Source organism: Xenorhabdus doucetiae, from assembly GCF_000968195.1.
Lineage (GTDB): Bacteria > Pseudomonadota > Gammaproteobacteria > Enterobacterales > Enterobacteriaceae > Xenorhabdus > Xenorhabdus doucetiae.
Genome location: NZ_FO704550.1, coordinates 2,099,198 through 2,118,630, shown reverse-complemented (window position 1 = coordinate 2,118,630; position 19,433 = coordinate 2,099,198). Strand labels below are relative to the sequence as shown.

The window sequence follows — 19,433 nt, the reverse complement described above, 5'->3', positions numbered from 1 at the left end:
ACTATCCTTTTACTCAGCTCGTTATGCTTTCTGCTGCGGAAATTTTGGCATTGTTCTTTTAGGAAGAATTGCAAAAAAGGCTGCTATTATACTGGAAATTCTGACCGGAGATAAGGTCAGAACACCGTTCCTGGCAAGACAATTTTTTGCTATCTGGTTACATTCATAGAATTTATTATTAAATACTATGATTTATAGCGACAGTTTTATTTTTGCGGTTTATCATCACTTGGCCGTTTTTTGGTTAGGCAATGGAGTTAAAAAATGGTTAGCTCGCTTTATATCGTACTGGGCGCACTACTGTTAATTAAACTGTCTCTGGATGTCGTCAAATTGAGAACGCAATATCAGGTCGCCTATGGTGATGGCGGTTTTTATGAATTGCAGACCGCCATCCGGGTGCATGGTAACGCTGTTGAGTACATTCCAATTTCAATGCTGTTATTGGTTATGATGGAGATGAATGGAGCCCCCGTTTGGATGCTGCACATTTGTGGATTAGTCTTACTTGCAGGCAGAGTGCTTCACTACTTTGGCTTGCACCATCGAGATATGCGCTGGCGACGTATGGGTATGGCCGCAACCTATATCTCAATGGTGATAATGATTATCAATAACATCTATTATTTACCGTGGGAGCAGATTTTCTCTCTTTATACCTAATCTTTTCCCTATACCCAAACCAAGGCGGTATCGTACCGCCTCAGGGGTTTCTGCCTTTTCCCGCATTCTGCTAGAATAACCGCTTCTTATTGTTTCCAACATCAATGCTGTTATGTCAAATCAAGAATCTCATAATCAACGGGACAGCCTGTTCTCTGCCCCAATAGCCAATTTAGGTGACTGGAGTTTCGATGAACGTGTGGCCGAAGTCTTTCCTGATATGGTTAAACGTTCAATACCCGGTTATTCCAATATCATCTCTATGATAGGTATGCTGGCAGAACGTTTTGTCACGCCAAACAGTCAAATTTATGATCTCGGTTGTTCCCTTGGGGCAGCCACGCTATCCATCCGCCGTGCTATTAGTGACGAAAAAAATCGTACCGAAGACAACAATAACCCCTCCCATACAGCGGGTTGCCGTATCATTGCTGTCGATAACTCACCCGCAATGATCGAGCGCTGCCGCCGCCATATTGATTCTTTCAAGGCCAGCATCCCCGTTGACGTCATCGAACAGAACATTCTTGATACCGATATTCAAAATGCCTCAATGGTTGTTTTGAATTTCACCTTACAGTTCCTGCACCCTGATGATCGCCAGAAAATGCTGGATAAAATCTATGCTGGTTTAAAGCCTGGGGGTGTTTTGGTTCTGTCTGAAAAATTCAATTTTGAAGATAATCAAATTGGCGAATTGCTGTTCAACATGCACTATGATTTCAAGCGCGCCAATGGTTACAGCGAACTGGAGATCAGCCAAAAACGCAGTATGTTGGAAAATGTCATGCGGACAGATTCGGTTGAAACCCATAAATCACGCCTCAAACAAGCTGGCTTTCAGCACGTTGAAGTCTGGTTCCAATGCTTTAACTTTGGATCATTACTGGCGATAAAAGGAGCTGAATAATGATTGATTTCAGTAACTTTTATCAATTGATCGCCAAAAACCACTTGAGTCACTGGTTAGAATGCCTGCCTGCACAGTTAAATCATTGGCAGAAAGACGCACTGCATGGTCAGTTCAATTCATGGGTAAAAATTCTGGAGAATCTGCCTGAAATTCACCCTAGCCAACTTGACCTGAAAAATGGCGTGATGGCGAACCATGAGCCAGCATTATCAAACGGCGAAAAAGCCCGTATTCAAAATATCCTGAAGCTATTGATGCCGTGGCGTAAAGGGCCTTTTTCGCTGTATGGCGTGGAGATTGATACCGAATGGCGCTCTGACTGGAAATGGGATCGTGTCCTGCCCCATATTTCTTCCTTAGCAGGCAGAACCATCCTTGATGTCGGCTGTGGCAGCGGTTACCACATGTGGCGCATGGTAGGTGAAGGCGCTGATTTAGTCGTGGGAATTGACCCAACTCAGCTTTTCCTTTGTCAATTTGAGGCGGTCAGAAAATTACTGGGCAACGATCAACGCGCCCATCTGCTGCCTTTAGGTATCGAACAACTGCCAGAACTCAAGGCCTTTGATACGGTGTTTTCAATGGGCGTGCTTTATCATCGCCGCTCTCCCCTTGACCATTTGTGGCAACTGAAAAACCAGCTCGTTTCCGGTGGTGAGTTAGTTTTGGAAAGTTTGGTCATTGAGGGTGACGAACATCAATGCCTGATGCCGGGTGATCGTTATGCACAAATGCGTAATGTCTACTTTATTCCCTCGGCCAAGATGCTGAAAATTTGGCTGGAAAAATGTGGTTTCATTGATGTCAGAATTGTTGATCACGCGGTCACAACACGGGATGAACAGCGCCAAACAGAGTGGATGAAGACGGAATCACTGGCCGATTTTCTTGATCCAAACGATCACAATAAAACGATAGAAGGTTACCCGGCCCCCCTGCGGGCTGTCCTTATTGCCCGCAAAGCATAGCTTTTATATCCCCCAGACACGCAGTTAGCTGTGTGTCTGGAAATTTGGGTATTTATATGAAATTGGAGTATTTTATTTTTTCCGTTGAACCAAACTAATCACTCCCTTCATTGATTCAACTAACTGCCCATCAACACAGTGGTAAGCATATTCATCTACCTCACTGTCGTCAGAACTCATCGTCACACCGGCTTTCCGGTATTTCATGGCAGAAGGCACCATTTTGCCTGCTGAACTGTGAACTTCTGTTATGCCAATTTCCAGAAACTTACTGATATTGCTCATTCTGACCCCAGCCCCCGGCATAATAATCGGCCCTTGGCTCGCCTGTAATAACTCTTTTAACAGGGGCAACCCCAACTCCGCATTTTGTTGCTGGCCTGAAGTTAAAATACGTTGTACACCAAGCTCTGTCAGTTGATCCAACGCAACGTGAGGGTTGAAGCACATATCAAAAGCGCGATGAAAAGTGACTTCCATATTTCCTGACAATGACATCAATTGTCTCATGCGAAGCCTGTCGATATGACCTTCTTCGTTCAAAACGCCGAAAACGATCCCAGGAAATCCCATATCACGAATACGCGCAACATCATTTTTCATCACGTCGAAATCCGTGTTGCTGTAACAGAAGTCTCCCCCTCTTGGACGGACAATGGGATGCACAGGAATGGATAAACACTGTAAGGCGTGCTGCAACGCCCCGAAGCTGGGTGTCACCCCACCTTCCGACGGGCTTGCACACAATTCGATGCGATCAGCGCCCGCCTTTTGTGCAACCAAAGCACAGCTTATGCTATAACAGCAAATTTCCAGCTTTATCATTCAAAGCCCCTTGGATATAAACTTTCAACAATCTTTTATACTCGTCGTATTTCAAGATGCCTTTATTAGTGAACTCATTAACTATGGCAACTAATTTTCTTTAGTAGTTTGTTGGAAATCACAAGGTTAGAGTTTTTTGCTAAATCTGCCTAAGGAAAAAGTCATTTTTGCTGGCTATGCCACATTTTTTATGATCTCTTTAACCAAAACGACGAATAATCGCCTGAAAGACAAGCTGAAAACAAAAAGTTATACCACCCGCGGCGGCTGATGGTAGCATGCAGGAAGCTGAATATGATATAAAACCCGTTATTTTCTCATAACTCACACGCTTGAAAGTCATTGCATAGTCCAAATGCAGGGGCTTTTGTGCGTAATTTAAGGTAATACGGTGAATATTCAGGCAATTCTTTCAGAAAAAATCAGCCATGCGCTGATTGCTGCGGGTGCCCCGGCTGACAGCGAAGCACACGTTCGTCAATCTGCAAAAGCTCAGTTTGGTGATTACCAAGCAAATGGGGTCATGGCGGCAGCTAAAAAAGTGGGAATGCCCCCCCGACAATTAGCAGAAAAAGTCGTCAGTTTGTTGGATCTGCAAGGCATTGCCAGCAAAATTGAGATAGCAGGCCCTGGTTTTATTAATATTTTTCTGGATAAAGCGTGGATTGCGACCAATCTCGAAACAGCGCTGAAAGATGAAAAACTGGGCATCACGCCGATAGCCCCCCAAACCATCGTCATCGATTATTCTGCACCCAATGTTGCCAAGCAAATGCACATTGGCCACATTCGCTCCACCATTATTGGCGACGCAGCCGCACGTACCCTTGAATTTCTGGGACATAAAGTCATCCGGGCCAACCATGTTGGTGACTGGGGCACCCAGTTCGGGATGCTGATTGCCTATCTGGAAAAAGTCCAGAATGAAGATGCCAGTGACATGGCACTGGCGGATTTGGAAGCTTTCTATCGTGAAGCGAAGAAAACCTATGACGAAGATGAAGCGTTTGCGGTTCGTGCCCGTAACTACGTCGTCAAACTGCAAGGGGGTGATGAATATTGCCGTGCCATGTGGCGCAAACTGGTTGATATCACCATGTCACAGAATCAGGAAACTTATGATCGCCTGAATGTGACGCTGACAAAAGAAGATGTCATGGGTGAAAGCCTGTATAACGATATGCTGCCCGGCATTGTTGCCGATCTGAAACAACGCGGGCTGGCGGTTGAAAGTGATGGCGCTACCGTGGTTTACCTTGATGAGTATAAGAACAAAGAAGGCGAACCGATGGGGGTTATCATCCAGAAAAAAGACGGTGGCTATCTTTATACCACCACGGATATCGCGTGTGCCAAATACCGTCATGAAGTCCTGCATGCTGACCGCGTGCTTTATTACATCGATTCACGCCAACACCAACACCTGATGCAGGCTTGGACAATCGTCCGCAAGGCGGGTTACATTCCTGAATCCCTGTCACTCGAACACCACATGTTCGGTATGATGCTGGGCAAAGACGGCAAGCCATTCAAAACCCGTGCGGGGGGAACAGTCAGGTTGTCTGATTTGCTGGACGAAGCCATCGAACGCGCAGGTGCCCTGATCCGCGAGAAAAACCCGGATATGCCGGAAGAGGAGCTGAAAAAGGTCGTCAATGCCGTTGGTATTGGCGCGGTGAAATATGCGGATCTGTCCAAAAGCCGGACGACCGATTATGTCTTTGACTGGAATAACATGCTCGCTTTTGAAGGCAATACCGCACCGTATATGCAGTATGCCTATACCCGTGTGAATTCGATCTTCAAACGAGCAGAAATCAATGAAAGCAGCCTGACCCACCCTGTTTTGCTGAATGAAGAACGTGAACAGGCATTGGCGACCCGCCTGTTGCAATTTGAAGAAACGATCACCACCGTTGCCCGTGAAGGTACACCGCATGTGATGTGTGCTTACCTCTATGATCTGGCCGGCCTGTTCTCGGGTTTCTACGAACATTGCCCAATCCTGAGTGCGGATAGCGAAGAACTCCGTCAAAGCCGCCTGAAACTGGCACTGTTGACCGCCAAAACCCTGAAACAAGGTCTGGATACATTGGGTATCCAGACGGTAGAACGGATGTAATCACTCTCTTCACAAACTGGCGTAAAAATTTTTTACGCCAGTTTTTTTCCTCTTCCTTCTTGCCTTTACACAAAATTAGCCATCCGATTAAAAAATAGATAAATTTTTATTTACGTTTCTCTTTCTCAACCTCCTGTGAAAATACAGAAAACAAACTATTTATTTTTTATTTTATTTAAGTAATTAATTGATTTTACTTAAAAATTAGGTTAATCACAATTTTTGTGGATACATATTATTCACGTTGGAATACTTAAATTTATCTGGTATATCATGGTATTTATAAGATGTTTTATCAGTATAAGGAGCAAGGAATATGGCTATAGGGCATTTTTTGAGAGTGGGAGATAAAACAACCTGTGGGGGAGCCATTCTGACAGGAACCAGCAGCCTGACATTTTATGGTAAGGATGCAAGCCAAAAAACAAAGCTGGTAACACCGCCCAATCATTATTGGGCGGCTGTTCAATAAAAAGATATTACCGCAAACCCCGCTGGGCGAAATCCTTCAAGCGGAAGCCCATTAACGCCAACGCCGCAAAATAACTACTGGCACCCACAATAACAACACCCATTAATCGTAGCAGGCGCAATGCCATATTGCCCTGCTCCCATGCCGGCATCAGCCATAACATGGCCAATAACGCCGCCACCATCACTGCTATTGCGACTCCCAATTTCAACAGGAAAGCACCCCATCCGGCCAAGGGTTTAAAAATGTCCCGCTTACGTAATTGCCAATACAGCATGCCGGCATTAAAGCAGGCCGCCAACCCAATCGAAAGCGCCAGCCCGGCGTGTTTCAAGGAGCCGATAAACACCAGATTCATTAACTGCGTCAAAATCAGGGTTGCAATCGCAATCTTTACCGGGGTTTTAATATCCTGACGAGAATAAAAACCGGGGGCAAGGACTTTAACCACAATCAATCCCATCAAACCAAAGCAATAGGCAATTAATGCCCGTTGGGTCATTGCTGCATCAAAGGCAGAAAAATTGCCGTATTGAAAAAGTGACACTGTCAACGGTTCTGCCAACATTCCCAGCGCCACCGCGCAAGGCAGTGCCAACAAAAAGCACAGGCGCAATCCCCAATCCATTAGCCTTCGGTATTCTTCATGATCCCCACTGGAAAAACTTTTTGCCAGTGAAGGCAGCAGGATTGTGCCTAACGCCACGCCCAGCACGCCCGAAGGCAATTCCATTAAACGATCCGCGTAATACATCCACGAAACCGAGCCTGAAACGAGAAACGAGGCAAAAATAGTGTTAATAATCAAAGAAATCTGGCTGACTGAAACTCCCAAAATAGCCGGCCCCATCTGGCGAATAACCGGCCATACACCGCTGTCACGGAAGGAAACGCGCGGCAATACCAGCATCCCGATCTTTTTCAGGTGAGGAAGCTGATAAGCCAATTGCAGAATCCCCCCCGCAATCACGGCCCAACCCAAAGCCATCACCGGTGGGTGACAGTAAGGCGCCACAAACAGCGAGAAAAAAATCATGCTGATATTCAGCAAGGTGGGTGCAAAGGCGGGCACAGAAAAACGATTCCACGTATTGAGAATAGCGCCCGCCAAGGAAGCCAGCGATATCAAAAAAATGTAGGGGAAGGTAATTCTGAGGAGATCACGGGTTAAAACAAACTTATCCGGTGTATCAGTAAAACCGGGCGCCGTCACATAAATGACCCAAGGCGCAGCAATCACGCCTATCACGGTGACCAGCGCCAAAATCAGCGTCAACATGCCTGACACATAAGCAATAAAAGTGCGTGTCGCTTCATCCCCTTGCTGATTTTTATACTCAGCAAGAATAGGAACAAACGCTTGCGAAAAAGCGCCTTCAGCAAAAATGCGGCGCAACAGGTTAGGTAATTTGAAGGCAACGAAAAAGGCATCCGTCGTCACGCCAGCCCCAAATATACGGGCAATGATGGCATCACGGATAAAGCCCAGAACGCGGGAGAACATCGTCATTGAGCTGACCGCTGCCAGTGATTTCAGTAAATTCATGGTATTTTCTAAGATTGGTTTCTATGCAATGAATATAAAAGATGTAAAGCGATTAGCGCAAAGAAATCAAGATAATATTATTGAATATTAATCATTTCCCTTCATTTCAATGCGGTATTGTGTTGTTTTTTTGCTCGCCGGATGTCACTCAAAAGCATCGTTCATATCCTGTCAGGGACATCCTGCCCTCAAAAATAACAAAGGGCGATTTTCTGATAAAAGCGATATTAATTAACCAGAAAAAACATTATTTCCGATAAAAAATAGAATAATTAACCCGACCACTCTTATAATGCGCATGATAATTAACTAAATGCCTTTTCATAATGCTGAGACTCTGATATTTCTGATTCCTTTCAACGTCTTTTTTCCTGACGCCGTTTTTAAAAAAATTTTCACATTTTTAATCAGTTGCCACATAAATTGGCAACCATGATTACGGGTAACCGTTTCATGTAACGATTGCCATAACCGCTCTATTTTGTTCAACCAGGGCGAATAAACCGGAAGGAATAAAAGTGTCACGCTTGGATTCTGTCGTAACCACGCTTTTACTGACTTACTTTTATGAATAATGTAGTTGTCTAAAATCACGGTGAGCGTTTCTGCGTGACGATATTGGCGTTTTAATTCTTCTAACGTATTGATAAATAATTGAGCGCTTTTCTTCATGTAACCCGTAAAAACAATTTTGTTGGTCCGGACATCAAGACAACCCGCAACGTAGTATTTTTGATTTTTACCCGGCGTATTAATGCGTTTTTGCTGGCCTTTAAAATACCAGCCCGCCCCGATTTTCGGGTTCAAGTGAATATCCACTTCATCTTCATAAACAACAGGATGTTTCTCTGACGCCCGGGAAAGCGCTTCGGTAATGCGGGCCATTTTTTCTTCATATTCCGGATCGGGTAACTTGACTGTCGGGGCCGCTCTTCTCCAGACAATCCCTTGTTGACGGAAATAACGGTAAAGCGTGCTCATTGAAAGGGTGATATTAAGTAACCTTTTGATTAAAAATACAAAAAAGGCCAGGCTCCATCGGGAACCGAGATAACCGAACTGTTGGGGAGAATGTTCCAATAGATAAGACAGAAAAGGCCAAAGTGGGGTTAAATGCCATCGGGTATGGCGGCCTGCCGGTAAACTGAGTAACCCCATCCATCCCAGCTCCCTAAACCGCTTAATCCAGCGCCAGACAGAAGACTCAGCGCAACACAGTTTATCGGCCACTTGGGAGACCGGCTCTCCTTGGCATAACCAGAGTATGCCCATGATCCGGCGGGCATAATTTTTATCTGTGGTTTTTTGAACGACTTTTTTCATCTGGCGCCGTTCATTTCGGGAGGTTGGTGGTAAGATAAGCATAACTCAGTCCTTCCTTTTGCGGTTTCTTTTATTGCAATCAAGACATTCGCAAAAATAGGACTGAGTTTCTTTGAGACTCCTACCATTTTGGCAAGCCATTTAGTTACGCATTCCAATCTAAAATAAGATTTAATCAACAGAGTTAAACCATTTACAGTGTTAAATAAATTTGCAATCTTTAAAAAATCTTACTTAATAAACACATACATATCTATAGTAATAAAACCGGACAAAACGATAAAAATAAACTTATATATTTCATCAACAGAATAGCAGCCACAGATTGCAAATAGTCAACATTCTGCTTAACTCATACCAGAGAAGCCATCACCCTATATTACCCCCTCTTTTTGTATGTTCCCTGCCCTGCAAGGAATATGCGGTAGCTTTAAACAAAAGCAAGGATATCCCATGAAAAGAAAGTTTATCGCACATAGCTCATTATCTGATAAGTCTTTATATTTCAAATCCCTTAAAGGGGTGGAAAGGTTATCTGAAGCCTACAAGTTTGAGGTTGAATTATTGAGTAAGAAGAGATTGTCGGACCCAATATCACTGCATAATACGATACTCACTGTAGAAATAAAAAATAAATCCACACCGACAAGATACTTAAGTGGATATATAGAAAAAATATCTTACGCACCTTTTTATAAATATGATGACAGGCTTTATTTATATACCGCCACCGTCCGGCCTAAATTGTGGGAGTTGAAACAAAAACTGGGTTATAGCATTTGGCAAGATAAAACGGTACCCGATATTATTGCTGAGGTATTCAGTCAGGCTGGCATTCAATTTGAAAACCAACTTATTGAAAGATATCGCACTTGGGAATACTGCGTCAAACATAATGAAACTGATTTCGATTTTATCCATCGTCTGATGGAACATGAAGGCATTTACTATTATTTCAAACATGATATGGGAAACCATACCCTGGTTTTGGTTGACGCGCCCCAATCCCATCAACCCCTGCCCGGCTATGACACCATTAAGTATCACAGTGTGGGTAATTCATTGAAAAAACACCTTACAGAATATATTTATAATTGGAATGTCTCCAGCATCACCATACCGAATACTTACAGTCTTGACGACTACGACTTCCGTAAACCACGGGCCAAACTCTATACCGCCATTCAAACTCCAAGCAGCTCGATTGATGACACCGAAATATTCATTTGGCCGGGGCACTATGTAGAAAGTGATCAAGGGCAATTTTATGCCAAAGTGCGCCAAAAAGCGGCTGAAGCAAAAAGTGAATTAATTGATGGTGAAGGCAATGTGTTGGGAATGGCGGCAGGACATACTTTCACGCTATCACTGCCCCATGATATCAAGGGCGATACACATAATGATTACCTGATTATCGGCGCACACTACCATTTTTATGAAAAGCCTTACGTTACGACGCCCACGATAACTTCCGCTGACAATCCTGCTGAGATTGTCGTGGGTGAATCGATAAACTCTCCCACTGACGATCTTGATTCCATTTCAAATTCGCATGCACCGAAAAACATCATTCAATTTGAGGCCATTCCGGCTGACACCCATTGGAAACCGTTGGCAGTGACACCGTGGCCAAAAGTGACCGGACTGGAAACCGCCGTTGTCACCGGTCCCAAAAATAAGCAAATATGGACAGACAAATACGGTCGTATCAAAGTGAAATTCCGTTGGGATAAAGATGACAAAAAAGATGATACCCGCTCTTGCTGGGTACGGGTTTCGACACATTGGGCTGGCTGGCGTTACGGCAGTGTTTGTGTCCCTCGCGTGGGTGAAGAAGTGGTTATCAGTTTCGTCAATGGTGATCCTGATAAACCGTTAGTCATCGGCAGCACCTATAACAATGAGAATATGCCACCGTGGGAACTGCCCAAACATGAAACCCGTGTCGGTATTATGTCGAATACCAAAGGAGGTAAGCATGATCAGGCAAACTACCTCTTTTTAGATGATGAACCCGATAAGGAATTATTTAACCTGCACGCAGAACGTGACATGAATATTTCGGTGGAAAAAGATAAAAAAGTCACGATTGACGGCAACCGTACCACTGAAATAAAAAAGCAGCAAAAAGATACCGTCACGGGAAATGCCAGTTTCACCTATAAAGCAAATCATGAAACAACCATTAGCGGCAAAGATACCTTAACGGTTGAAAGTGGTCAGCAAGAAACGATCAAAGATGGACGAAAAACCGAGATCAATGGCGGTGATACTTACAAGGTCAACGGGGATTTAAAGGCAACGATTAATGGCAACTGGGTACAGGACATTACCGGTGTGACAAAAATTTCAAGCCCTAACCTGATTACGATCAAAAGTGATACTAATGTAGTCATAGATTGTCCACAATCTCTATTTTCGTCCAAAGGTTTATCTATTTCCTTGGTGGGACTCAATATGAGCAGTACCGAAGCATCATTCTCCAATACTAAATTTAGCATGAGTCATGACGATATTTCTCTCGGTTTTACTGATGTATCAATGAGCAAAACTGTGGTGGATCTTGCTAAAAATGATGTAAAACTTGGTAACGCGAATGCGTCGATTGATCAAGCAGCCGTCAACCTCTCAAACAGCTCATTACATCTTATGAGTTAATCACGCTATCCATCAGGCTCTGAATGAAAATCATCAAACCACTGCGCCTAAGCCTGCTTTACCGACCTTATCGTTGGTTGCAAAAAAACCATCTGGGGATTGCCATTATGGCGTTGGCGGATATGAGTTCTGCCCCACGTTTGCGCCCGGAGGCGGAGCTTTGGCAACTGGCAGAAAGTGAATTGAAAACCTGTAATGGGATTATCGATCTTGCCATGCCTAAGCCGTGTGCGGAATTTCTGGCCACCGGCTATGCCTACACCCACCATCAAAGCGATAAAACCGCTTGCGCGGCGCGCATTCAAATTGGGCAATTGGATAAGACATTGGCGGTTTTCGGTGATCGTTATTGGCATGATGACCACCCCTCCCCCTCCCAGCCGTTTGAGCAAATGCGACTGGACTGGAGCCGGGCGTTGGGTGGCGAAGGCTATGAAGAAAATCCACATGGCATCGGTGTCAATCCAGAAGAGCGGGATAATGGGATGAAAATTCATCGCCTGCCCAACATCGAAACACTGCATCATCGCTTAATGTCACAGCGGAAATTAACGTCGCAACAGGACGTTCCCGTGCCGGCCAGTTTTTGCCCGCTGGATATTATCTGGCCACGCCGTTTTGCCCGTATCGGGAAAAAATATGATAAGGCGTGGCTGGAAAACGAATTTCCCGGCTTTGCCAATGACATGGATTGGCGGTTATTTAATGCCGCCCCTGAGGATCAATGGTGGGAAGAGCATCCCGCACTGCCGGAACACGCAACGTGGCGCATCTGGAATATGCACCCCGAAAAACCGGTTCAGGAAGGGATTTTGCCATCCTGGAACGCTCGTTGTTTTATCAAACGCTTGCGTCTTGATGAAGAAATTTTTGAAGAAGTCGTCATGCGCAATACCACTGTATGGTTTTTTCCCCATCGGGAACAGATGCTATTGATTTGGCATGGCAATGCACAAATTAACGAAGATGATGCCAAAGATGTTTTGCAAATGATGCCGGCATTGGAATTGCGCGGGAAGCCGCGTTCAACGGAACATTATCTGCGGGTACTTGAACAACGGTTGGATAAAGAAAAAGGCGTTCTTTACACGTTCCGGGAAAAAGATTTGCTGCCCGAAGTGCTGGTTGGCGCATGGTTAGATACTGAACTCCCCGAAAATCACTCCCCCTTACAGCAAAATCTGCAAAATCGGGAAAAACGCCTGCGTGAACAGCAACAAGAACGGTTGGCGGAATATGGTCAGGATATCAATACGTTGCTCTCTACCGAAATGACCCCGGCGGAAACTGAACCCGTTACCCTGCCCAAACTCAGTGACCTGCCGGAATTTGTGGAAAAAATTGAGCACGATATTGCCGAAAAAAACAGTGAGATTGAATTAAAAAAAACCGAGATGCTGGCGAAGATAAAAGAACAAGGTATTGATACCGAAAAATTGACGGCAGAGCCTCAGCACCGGGGACCCGAAAATCTGCATAAAATACGGGACACGCTACACCAGCAACAACAGCAAATGGGACTCAGTGATAAGGACTTGGCTCAAATGGAACAATCGCTCCATACCCTGTACTTATCTTCAGTGCAAAAACAGGCTCCAGCCCTGCGCCTGACCGGTAACCTGTCACAGATCATTCGTAAGCGGGTACAAAATATCATGCGGCAAGGGGGTGATTTCACTGGCATGGATTTTACCGGCGCGGATTTGTCGGGTCTGGATCTGCGGGGAGCCAATTTCACCCGTACTTTATTGGAAAGCGCGTGTTTCAATCATTGCCAATTGGATGAAGCCAATTTCAGCGAAGCCATGCTGGCCAGAACAGAAATCTGCCACGCTTCATTACGTGGCACCAAATTAGATCATGCCAGTTTGGCACTGGCTAACTGTGAACAGAGTGACTTTTCTGCGGCCAGTTTTACCGAAACCCAGTTACAGGAAACGCGATTTGATCGTTGCCGCTTTGACCGCGTCACCTTTACAGATTTACTCCTGCAACAGATCTTTATTACCCATTGCCAATTCCCCGATTCGCAATGGAACAACTGTACGTTTTTGCAACTTGAACTCCCGGCCCTCACGTTCAATAACGCCAACCTGACTAAAGTGGCCTTTATTCACTGCAAGCTGAAACACGCGGTTTTTGACCATGCCACGCTGGAAAGTTGTTCATGGGTGGAAACGCAGGCGAACGGTATCCGCTTTCATTCAGCCAACTTGCTGACCTGCGCGTTTGCCATGAACAGTGAGCTGAATCAGGCCGATTTCAGCCATGCCACATTGACAGAATGCAATTTGCGCCAAATGCCGCTGGTTCAGGCTAACTTCTATGCCACGACGTTGAATAACAGCGATCTCAGTGAAGCTGACTGCCGGTCAGCCGATATGCAGTATCTGAATGCAGGCAAAAGTCTGTTTATCAGAACGGATTTCCGCGGTGCCTTGCTGAATAATGCCAACCTGATGAGCGCATTTATGCAGAAATGCAGCTTTAACAACGCAGATTTACAGCACGCCAATCTGTTCCGTACTGATTTGTCCCAATCCATTATCAGCGATTCAACCTCAATTGCAGAGGCGTATATTAAGCGCACCAAGACCTTGCCTAAACGGGATAAGGATGTGGTATGAGTCTCCTGACGGCGGATGAACTGGTCGACAAAATCCAACAGGGTGAGGTGATTGAAAAAATCAGTTTGCAGAACATCTCCCTGAGCGGACGTGATTTATCAGGGGGAATTTTTAGAGAAGTCGATTTTTCCGGTGCGGATCTCTCCCATACTGTGATTAAGGAATCCATTTTTACCGGATGTCAGGCCGAAGGCGCGACTTTCGATTCAGCAACCCTTGAACAAAACATTTTTGAGCAGTGCGATCTGGGACGGGCAATTTTTAATAACAGCATATTAATCAACGACGTATTCAATCAATCTAGTTTAAAAAAAACCCAGTTTACCGCGAGCAAACAGAACAGTTCCCAGTTTATCTCCTGTTCACTGCAAGATGCTGATTTCAGCCACAGTCACTTTGATCGCATCACATTTCTTCATTCATCGATGGATCAAACAAAGTTTCGCCACGGCCAGCTTTTTCTGGTCACTTTTTTTCGTCAGGATTTACGCACCAGCGATTTTTCTGCCAGTGAATTTAACAAAGCCATTTTTTTTGAGTGTGATCTGCGTAAACAAAATTTTCACAAACAGACACTTAAAATGTGCCAATTTATCGGTAGCCGGCTTGAATCCGCCAATTTCAGTCACGCCATCATGACCCATTGCAATTTCAAAGGCGCTATTTTAAAAGAAGCCTTACTATCACATGTCAATGCAACCCAAACGTTATTTACCGAAGCAGATTTAACCCACGCCCGTTGCAAAAACAGTCTGTTTGAACAAGCCCTGTTTATCGGTGCCTGTCTTGAATCTGCCGATTTTCGGCACAGCAATCTGGCGATGGCTGTCCTGCACAACGTAAACGCAGAGAATGCGCAGTTCACCGGTTGTCATATGCCTTACACGGATTTTTCCTATGCAAACGTCAACAACAGTGATTTTCGTACTGCTCACTTTATGAGAACCCTTTTTCATCGTGCTCAACAGGTTGGCGCATTGTTCTCTGACCGCCAAGGTATTCTGGAAAATGATCCTGAACTGTTGGCCGCTGAAGAGTGGAGTCTGCAACATAACAAGATTTAATCAGGAGAATCAACATGACGAAGCCTTCTTATGCGCTCTCCTCATACCCCCTTGCAACGCCCTTTGCGATCGATACCTTTACGACTGATCCCCTTACGACTGAGCCATTGCAGCAGATTAGCGGCCAGATTGTTGATGTTCTTCAGGATGGCAGCTTTATGGCTGATTTTATGGCAAACAGTCATGCCAACCGTGAGTGGCATTGCCGGCGAGCCGTGAGTTGCCTATTGACTCCCTGTATAGGCGATACCGTATTAATTACGCAAATCAATAATCAGCGCTGGATCTTAGCCATATTAGAACGGGCAGAACAACAGAGCATTGCTGAAATCAGCGTCCCCGGTGATCTGGCCATCACTGCTCAAGGGAACCTGAGTATGAACAGTAATGACTTAACCATCACCGCTAACAACGGAAACTGCCATATCAGCGAAATGCAGTACAGCGGAAAATCACTCTCAGCATGGATCTCAATCACCCGCTTGGTTGGCAATCAGTTTGAATCACTCTGGAAAACCGTCACACAACTCAGTCATCGCTTGTTCCGGCATACCACCCAAACTGAGCAGGTTCGTGCCGGTCAATTAGATATGCGGGCGGAAAATTATGCCCGATTACACGCCCAACAGACGATGGTCACGGCAAAAGCCATGACCAAAATTGATGCTGAACAAATTCATATCGGCTAAATATCGGCCAGGAGGAAAACGATGTTTGCTAATTCTCAAGGGGGTGGAATGGATCTCGCCGTTCCCGATGTCTGCCTGACCCCAATGTTTACGCCTGTACCGGTGCCCTATCCCAATATGGCACAAGGGACGACCGGTATCAGCAATGCACCCAACATTTTATTTATGGGTTGCCCGGCACATAATCTGGCAACCACCATCCCCATGACCACCGGAGATAACGCCGGCACCAATACCGGCGTCGCTTCCGGCACGGTAATGGGTTCCTCCCGCCATGTTATGGGGGCTAACTCAGTCTTGATCAAAGGTTCTCCGGTAACCCGGATGTCAAGTTCTACCATGCAGAATTCGACGAATGCGATGGGTTTCCGCATTGTTCCCAGCCAGATCAAAGTCCTGATCATCGCCGCCTGACATGTTTGGTTTAAGTTCAATCGGATTGTGGAGAAAGGGACTTTTGCTATCCACAACAATGATGACCACCATACTGTTAACCTTAATACTGTTAACCATAACGGGTTGTTCATCAAAGGCAAAATTGCCGCCCTATCAATTTATCTTCAGTACCGAATCGAATGTAAATGATTCTGAACCGATGAAGATAGACGTTTTTTTGCTGAAATCGAATGAAGCGTTTATGTCTGCCGATTTTTTTTCCTTGCAAGGCACAGCTCAGGAGGCATTGGGCGATAAACTGGTTAATGAAGATCAACTGTTTATCCTCCCTTCCCAATCCACGCATTGCCTGATGGAAAAAAATCAACCGGAAGCCAGCCATATCGGGCTGATCGCTGAATATAAAAATTTGAGCGGTAAGAAATGGCGGATTTCATTTCCCGTTCCTGTACCTGAAAATCCCCCTTTTTATCAGTTCTGGCGTTCTCCTTCTGACGAACTACGGGTGTGCGTAAAAGTCACCAACAAAGGCTTAAGTCTAATTAAAGAGTGTCATTCAAGCTGTGCGGCTGGAGATAAAGAAAATAATGAATAAATCAGAAAAAGTGATCTGGACGGAAGGGATGTTTTTACGCCCTCACCACTTTCAGCAGGCGGAAAACTATTTTGAAGCCTATATTCGTGACTGGGGAATAGCGCAAGCGCCTTACTATTGGGGTTTTTTGTCGCTCGAATTAGATCAAAAACTCCTCAACCAAGGTAAAGTCAGCCTTTCCTCCGCCAGCGGTATTTTTCCTGACGGAACGCCCTTTAGTTTTGATGCCACCCATGCCCCTACGCCGTTACAGCTTGGTGAAAATCTGTCGGATACTCATGTTGTTCTGGCCTTGCCCATTTTCCGGCGCGGGAAAGAAGAGGTTATTTTCAGTGAAAAAGGTGACTCTTTAGCCCGCTTTGTCAGCTTTGAAGTTGAAGTCAATGACTTTAATGCCATGTCAGTCGGCAACGCTGCGGTACAATTCGGCAAAATGCGTTTGCGCCTGATGTTGGAATCTGATTTAACGCCCGAATGGACGGCATTGGGCATTGTGCATGTCATCAATAAAACCAGTGATAAGAAACTCCACCTTGATTCGCAATTTATTCCTCCGCTGCTCAACAGTCATGCCAGCCCACAAATCGTCGGCTTTATCAACGATATACAGGACTTACTGGAACAACGCCGCCAACAAATCAGCCAGCGCTTGTTACAGTTGGGGCGCTACAATGATTCTGAGATTATGGACTTTCTTCTGCTGTCACTGTTAAACCGCTATAGCGGCCAAGTGAACCATATCCGGCATCTGTCATTACTGCATCCGGAACGGTTATTCAGTGAATGGCTACAATTTGCGACTGAATTGGCGACCTTTTCCCAACACCGTGTGCCGGAAGAGAATTTGCCTCGCTATGATCATGACCATTTAACGCAGTGTTTCAATCAACTTATGTTCCAACTGCGCCAAGGGTTATCAATCATTTTGGAAGAACATGCGATTCAGTTGCCATTAACGGAATACTCTCACGGCTTAAATATTGCGACGTTACCCGACGCCAATATGATACATGTGTTCAGCTTTATTCTGGCTGTCCATGCTGACGTTGCGAATGAGATGCTGATGAACAACTTCCCGGCTCAAATGAAAATTGCCCCCGTTGGCCGCATACGTGAATTAGTTCAATTGCAATTACCCGGTATTTCACTGCGGGCAATGCCCTCTGTCCCCAGACAGATCCCCTGGCATTCAGGTTATGTCTATTTCGAACTGGAAAAAGAGGGGGATTTATGGAAGCAGATGGAAAAATCCAGCGGCTTTGCATTACATCTGGCCGGTGATTTCCCTGGCCTGAATATCGAGTTTTGGGCGGTTCGTAATCAGGAAAAATTGAGGTAACACAGCCGATGATGCAGGAAAAGCAGAAAACTGAACCTGACATGCTTTCTGGTGATACCAATCATAACCCATTGGTTTCTGCCGCCAATCCATTATTAAATACCATCCCGCAGATCCGGCATTCAACGGTTCACCCTGATCCCGCCCATTTACGCCAGCAACTGATTAATGAAATCCGGCGATTTGAGGTGGAATGCCAACAGGCCAAACTGCCCTACGCCGTGATCATCGGTGCCCGCTACTGTTTATGTACCGCACTGGATGAAGCGGCAGCCCTGACACCTTGGGGGGTTCGCAGTGTTTGGTCTGGCAGTGGCCTGCTCGTCACTTTTCACAATGAAACCTGGGGAGGGGAAAAATTTTTCCAGCTATTAGCCAAGCTATCGCAAAATCCCAGGGATAACTTGTTCCTGTTAGAACTGATTAACTTCTGTCTCCAACTGGGTTTTGAAGGGCGTTATCGGGTGATGGATAACGGCCGCACCCAATTGGAAACGGTAAAACAACGCCTGTTTCAGTTAATACGTTCAATGAGAGGGAGTTACCCCGCTGAATTATCACAAAAAGTACGCGCCATTACTGCACCAATCAAATCCCGGCACTTTTCCTTACCGGTGTGGATCTCGACAATAATATTAATTTTTTTGGTCGGTATCCTGTATATCAGCCTGAATTGGCGGTTGAATGATATGGTCAATCCTATTTTGGCAAAAATTTACCAGACTAATTTGCCCAATCTGGTAGTCAGCGATCGGGTGTCACCGCCTGTCCCCCCTCCCCTGAATCTGCAAAGTATGCTGCGGGAGGAAGTCGCGGAGGAATTATTGACTGTCACTGACCTGCCTGACAGGAGCGTGATCACATTAAAAGGAGACGGTTTGTTTAACACCAGTGCTATTCAGGTCAAAAGCCGTTATTTGGATGTCATCAGGCGAGTGGCTGAGGCGTTGAACCATTTTAACGGAGAAATTCTGGTGGTCGGATATACGGATAATATTCCGATTAAATCCCGCCGTTTTCCCTCCAATTACGCTTTATCACTCGCAAGGGCGAAGTCGGTAAAAAAAGAACTGCAACGTTACCTGAACCAACCTGAAAGAGTCAAAACCGAAGGCAGAGGTGCCAGCGATCCGTTGGTTCCCAATAATAGCGCCGATAACCGAGCCAAAAACAGACGAGTCGAAATCACACTGTTAGTTTCTCCTGTAAATCAAACGATGCAAGGAAACTAAG

At 45.3% G+C, this 19,433-nt stretch carries 16 protein-coding genes; 13 read left to right on the top strand and 3 right to left on the bottom strand.

Annotated elements, in window-relative coordinates:
* Positions 1-264 precede the first annotated feature (264 nt).
* From XDD1_RS09510 to cmoB, 3 genes are all read left to right on the top strand, one after another.
* Positions 265-663: an MAPEG family protein gene (locus XDD1_RS09510; RefSeq protein ID WP_045970657.1), complete on the top strand. Its 399-nt coding sequence runs from the start codon at positions 265-267 to the stop codon at positions 661-663.
* A gap of 112 nt (positions 664-775) precedes the next feature.
* On the top strand, positions 776-1,573 hold the full coding sequence (gene cmoA / locus XDD1_RS09505; protein WP_045970655.1) for a carboxy-S-adenosyl-L-methionine synthase CmoA: 798 nt from the start codon (positions 776-778) through the stop codon (positions 1,571-1,573).
* Entirely contained in the window at positions 1,573-2,544 is a 972-nt protein-coding gene (gene cmoB / locus XDD1_RS09500; protein WP_045970653.1) for a tRNA 5-methoxyuridine(34)/uridine 5-oxyacetic acid(34) synthase CmoB, read from the top strand. The genes cmoA and cmoB overlap by 1 nt, the downstream gene beginning before the upstream one ends.
* 72 nt (positions 2,545-2,616) lie before the next feature.
* On the opposite strand, the gene cutC is transcribed toward cmoB, so the two are convergent.
* Complete coding sequence (gene cutC, locus XDD1_RS09495) at positions 2,617-3,369, bottom strand: copper homeostasis protein CutC (RefSeq protein WP_045970651.1); 753 nt, start codon at positions 3,367-3,369, stop codon at positions 2,617-2,619.
* Between the two features lie 391 nt (positions 3,370-3,760).
* On the opposite strand from cutC, the gene argS reads away from it, so the two are divergent.
* Together argS and XDD1_RS19425 are read left to right on the top strand one after the other, a co-directional pair.
* Positions 3,761-5,491, top strand: coding sequence for an arginine--tRNA ligase (argS, locus tag XDD1_RS09490; protein ID WP_045970649.1), 1,731 nt, complete (start codon positions 3,761-3,763; stop codon positions 5,489-5,491).
* Positions 5,492-5,807: 316 nt separating this feature from the next.
* Positions 5,808-5,963 (top strand): PAAR domain-containing protein, encoded by a 156-nt coding sequence (locus XDD1_RS19425; protein WP_231854377.1) that lies wholly within the window; start codon positions 5,808-5,810, stop codon positions 5,961-5,963.
* Between the two features lie 7 nt (positions 5,964-5,970).
* On the opposite strand, the gene murJ is transcribed toward XDD1_RS19425, so the two are convergent.
* The gene (gene murJ, locus XDD1_RS09480; RefSeq protein WP_045970647.1) at positions 5,971-7,509 is read right to left on the bottom strand and encodes a murein biosynthesis integral membrane protein MurJ; all 1,539 of its coding nucleotides are present in this window, start codon (positions 7,507-7,509) and stop codon (positions 5,971-5,973) included.
* A 321-nt stretch (positions 7,510-7,830) separates the two neighbouring features.
* Positions 7,831-8,874, bottom strand: coding sequence for an IS630 family transposase (locus XDD1_RS09475; RefSeq protein WP_045970159.1), 1,044 nt, complete (start codon positions 8,872-8,874; stop codon positions 7,831-7,833).
* 411 nt (positions 8,875-9,285) lie between these two features.
* Between XDD1_RS09475 and XDD1_RS09470 the strand changes: the two genes are divergently transcribed.
* From XDD1_RS09470 to XDD1_RS09435, 8 genes are read left to right on the top strand one after another with little or no spacing between them, the layout of a single operon-like run.
* Positions 9,286-11,490 carry a type VI secretion system Vgr family protein gene (locus XDD1_RS09470; protein ID WP_045970645.1) on the top strand — a complete coding sequence of 735 codons (2,205 nt, stop codon included), beginning with the start codon at positions 9,286-9,288 and terminating at the stop codon, positions 11,488-11,490.
* 23 nt (positions 11,491-11,513) lie between these two features.
* Positions 11,514-14,117 (top strand): DUF2169 family type VI secretion system accessory protein, encoded by a 2,604-nt coding sequence (locus tag XDD1_RS09465; RefSeq protein ID WP_045970643.1) that lies wholly within the window; start codon positions 11,514-11,516, stop codon positions 14,115-14,117.
* Complete coding sequence (locus XDD1_RS09460) at positions 14,114-15,181, top strand: pentapeptide repeat-containing protein (RefSeq protein WP_045970641.1); 1,068 nt, start codon at positions 14,114-14,116, stop codon at positions 15,179-15,181. The genes XDD1_RS09465 and XDD1_RS09460 overlap by 4 nt, the downstream gene beginning before the upstream one ends.
* 14 nt (positions 15,182-15,195) lie before the next feature.
* Positions 15,196-15,870, top strand: coding sequence for a DUF3540 domain-containing protein (locus XDD1_RS09455; protein WP_045970639.1), 675 nt, complete (start codon positions 15,196-15,198; stop codon positions 15,868-15,870).
* 21 nt (positions 15,871-15,891) lie between these two features.
* Entirely contained in the window at positions 15,892-16,284 is a 393-nt protein-coding gene (locus XDD1_RS09450; RefSeq protein WP_045970637.1) for a DUF4150 domain-containing protein, read from the top strand.
* Position 16,285: 1 nt separating this feature from the next.
* Positions 16,286-16,861, top strand: a complete 576-nt coding sequence (gene tssJ / locus XDD1_RS09445) for a type VI secretion system lipoprotein TssJ (RefSeq protein WP_052705679.1) — start codon at positions 16,286-16,288, stop codon at positions 16,859-16,861.
* Positions 16,854-18,200 (top strand): type VI secretion system baseplate subunit TssK, encoded by a 1,347-nt coding sequence (gene tssK, locus XDD1_RS09440; protein WP_045970634.1) that lies wholly within the window; start codon positions 16,854-16,856, stop codon positions 18,198-18,200. Before tssJ ends, tssK begins: the two co-directional genes overlap by 8 nt.
* Before the next feature lie 8 nt (positions 18,201-18,208).
* The gene (locus tag XDD1_RS09435) at positions 18,209-19,432 is read left to right on the top strand and encodes a DotU family type VI secretion system protein (RefSeq protein WP_045970632.1); all 1,224 of its coding nucleotides are present in this window, start codon (positions 18,209-18,211) and stop codon (positions 19,430-19,432) included.
* Position 19,433: the final 1 nt, after the last annotated feature.

Excerpts from the sequence above, each read along its gene's own strand:
- XDD1_RS09510 (WP_045970657.1), top strand. The coding sequence starts at position 265 with ATGGTTAGCTCGCTTTATATCGTACTGGGCGCACTACTGTTAATTAAA.
- XDD1_RS09460 (WP_045970641.1), top strand. The coding sequence starts at position 14,114 with ATGAGTCTCCTGACGGCGGATGAACTGGTCGACAAAATCCAACAGGGT.
- XDD1_RS09465 (WP_045970643.1), top strand. The coding sequence starts at position 11,514 with ATGAAAATCATCAAACCACTGCGCCTAAGCCTGCTTTACCGACCTTAT.
- XDD1_RS09470 (WP_045970645.1), top strand. The coding sequence starts at position 9,286 with ATGAAAAGAAAGTTTATCGCACATAGCTCATTATCTGATAAGTCTTTA.
- murJ (WP_045970647.1), bottom strand. The coding sequence starts at position 7,509 with ATGAATTTACTGAAATCACTGGCAGCGGTCAGCTCAATGACGATGTTC.
- XDD1_RS09435 (WP_045970632.1), top strand. The coding sequence starts at position 18,209 with ATGATGCAGGAAAAGCAGAAAACTGAACCTGACATGCTTTCTGGTGAT.
- cutC (WP_045970651.1), bottom strand. The coding sequence starts at position 3,369 with ATGATAAAGCTGGAAATTTGCTGTTATAGCATAAGCTGTGCTTTGGTT.
- cmoA (WP_045970655.1), top strand. The coding sequence starts at position 776 with ATGTCAAATCAAGAATCTCATAATCAACGGGACAGCCTGTTCTCTGCC.
- XDD1_RS09475 (WP_045970159.1), bottom strand. The coding sequence starts at position 8,874 with ATGCTTATCTTACCACCAACCTCCCGAAATGAACGGCGCCAGATGAAA.
- XDD1_RS19425 (WP_231854377.1), top strand. The coding sequence starts at position 5,808 with ATGGCTATAGGGCATTTTTTGAGAGTGGGAGATAAAACAACCTGTGGG.
- tssK (WP_045970634.1), top strand. The coding sequence starts at position 16,854 with ATGAATAAATCAGAAAAAGTGATCTGGACGGAAGGGATGTTTTTACGC.
- cmoB (WP_045970653.1), top strand. The coding sequence starts at position 1,573 with ATGATTGATTTCAGTAACTTTTATCAATTGATCGCCAAAAACCACTTG.
- XDD1_RS09450 (WP_045970637.1), top strand. The coding sequence starts at position 15,892 with ATGTTTGCTAATTCTCAAGGGGGTGGAATGGATCTCGCCGTTCCCGAT.
- tssJ (WP_052705679.1), top strand. The coding sequence starts at position 16,286 with ATGTTTGGTTTAAGTTCAATCGGATTGTGGAGAAAGGGACTTTTGCTA.
- XDD1_RS09455 (WP_045970639.1), top strand. The coding sequence starts at position 15,196 with ATGACGAAGCCTTCTTATGCGCTCTCCTCATACCCCCTTGCAACGCCC.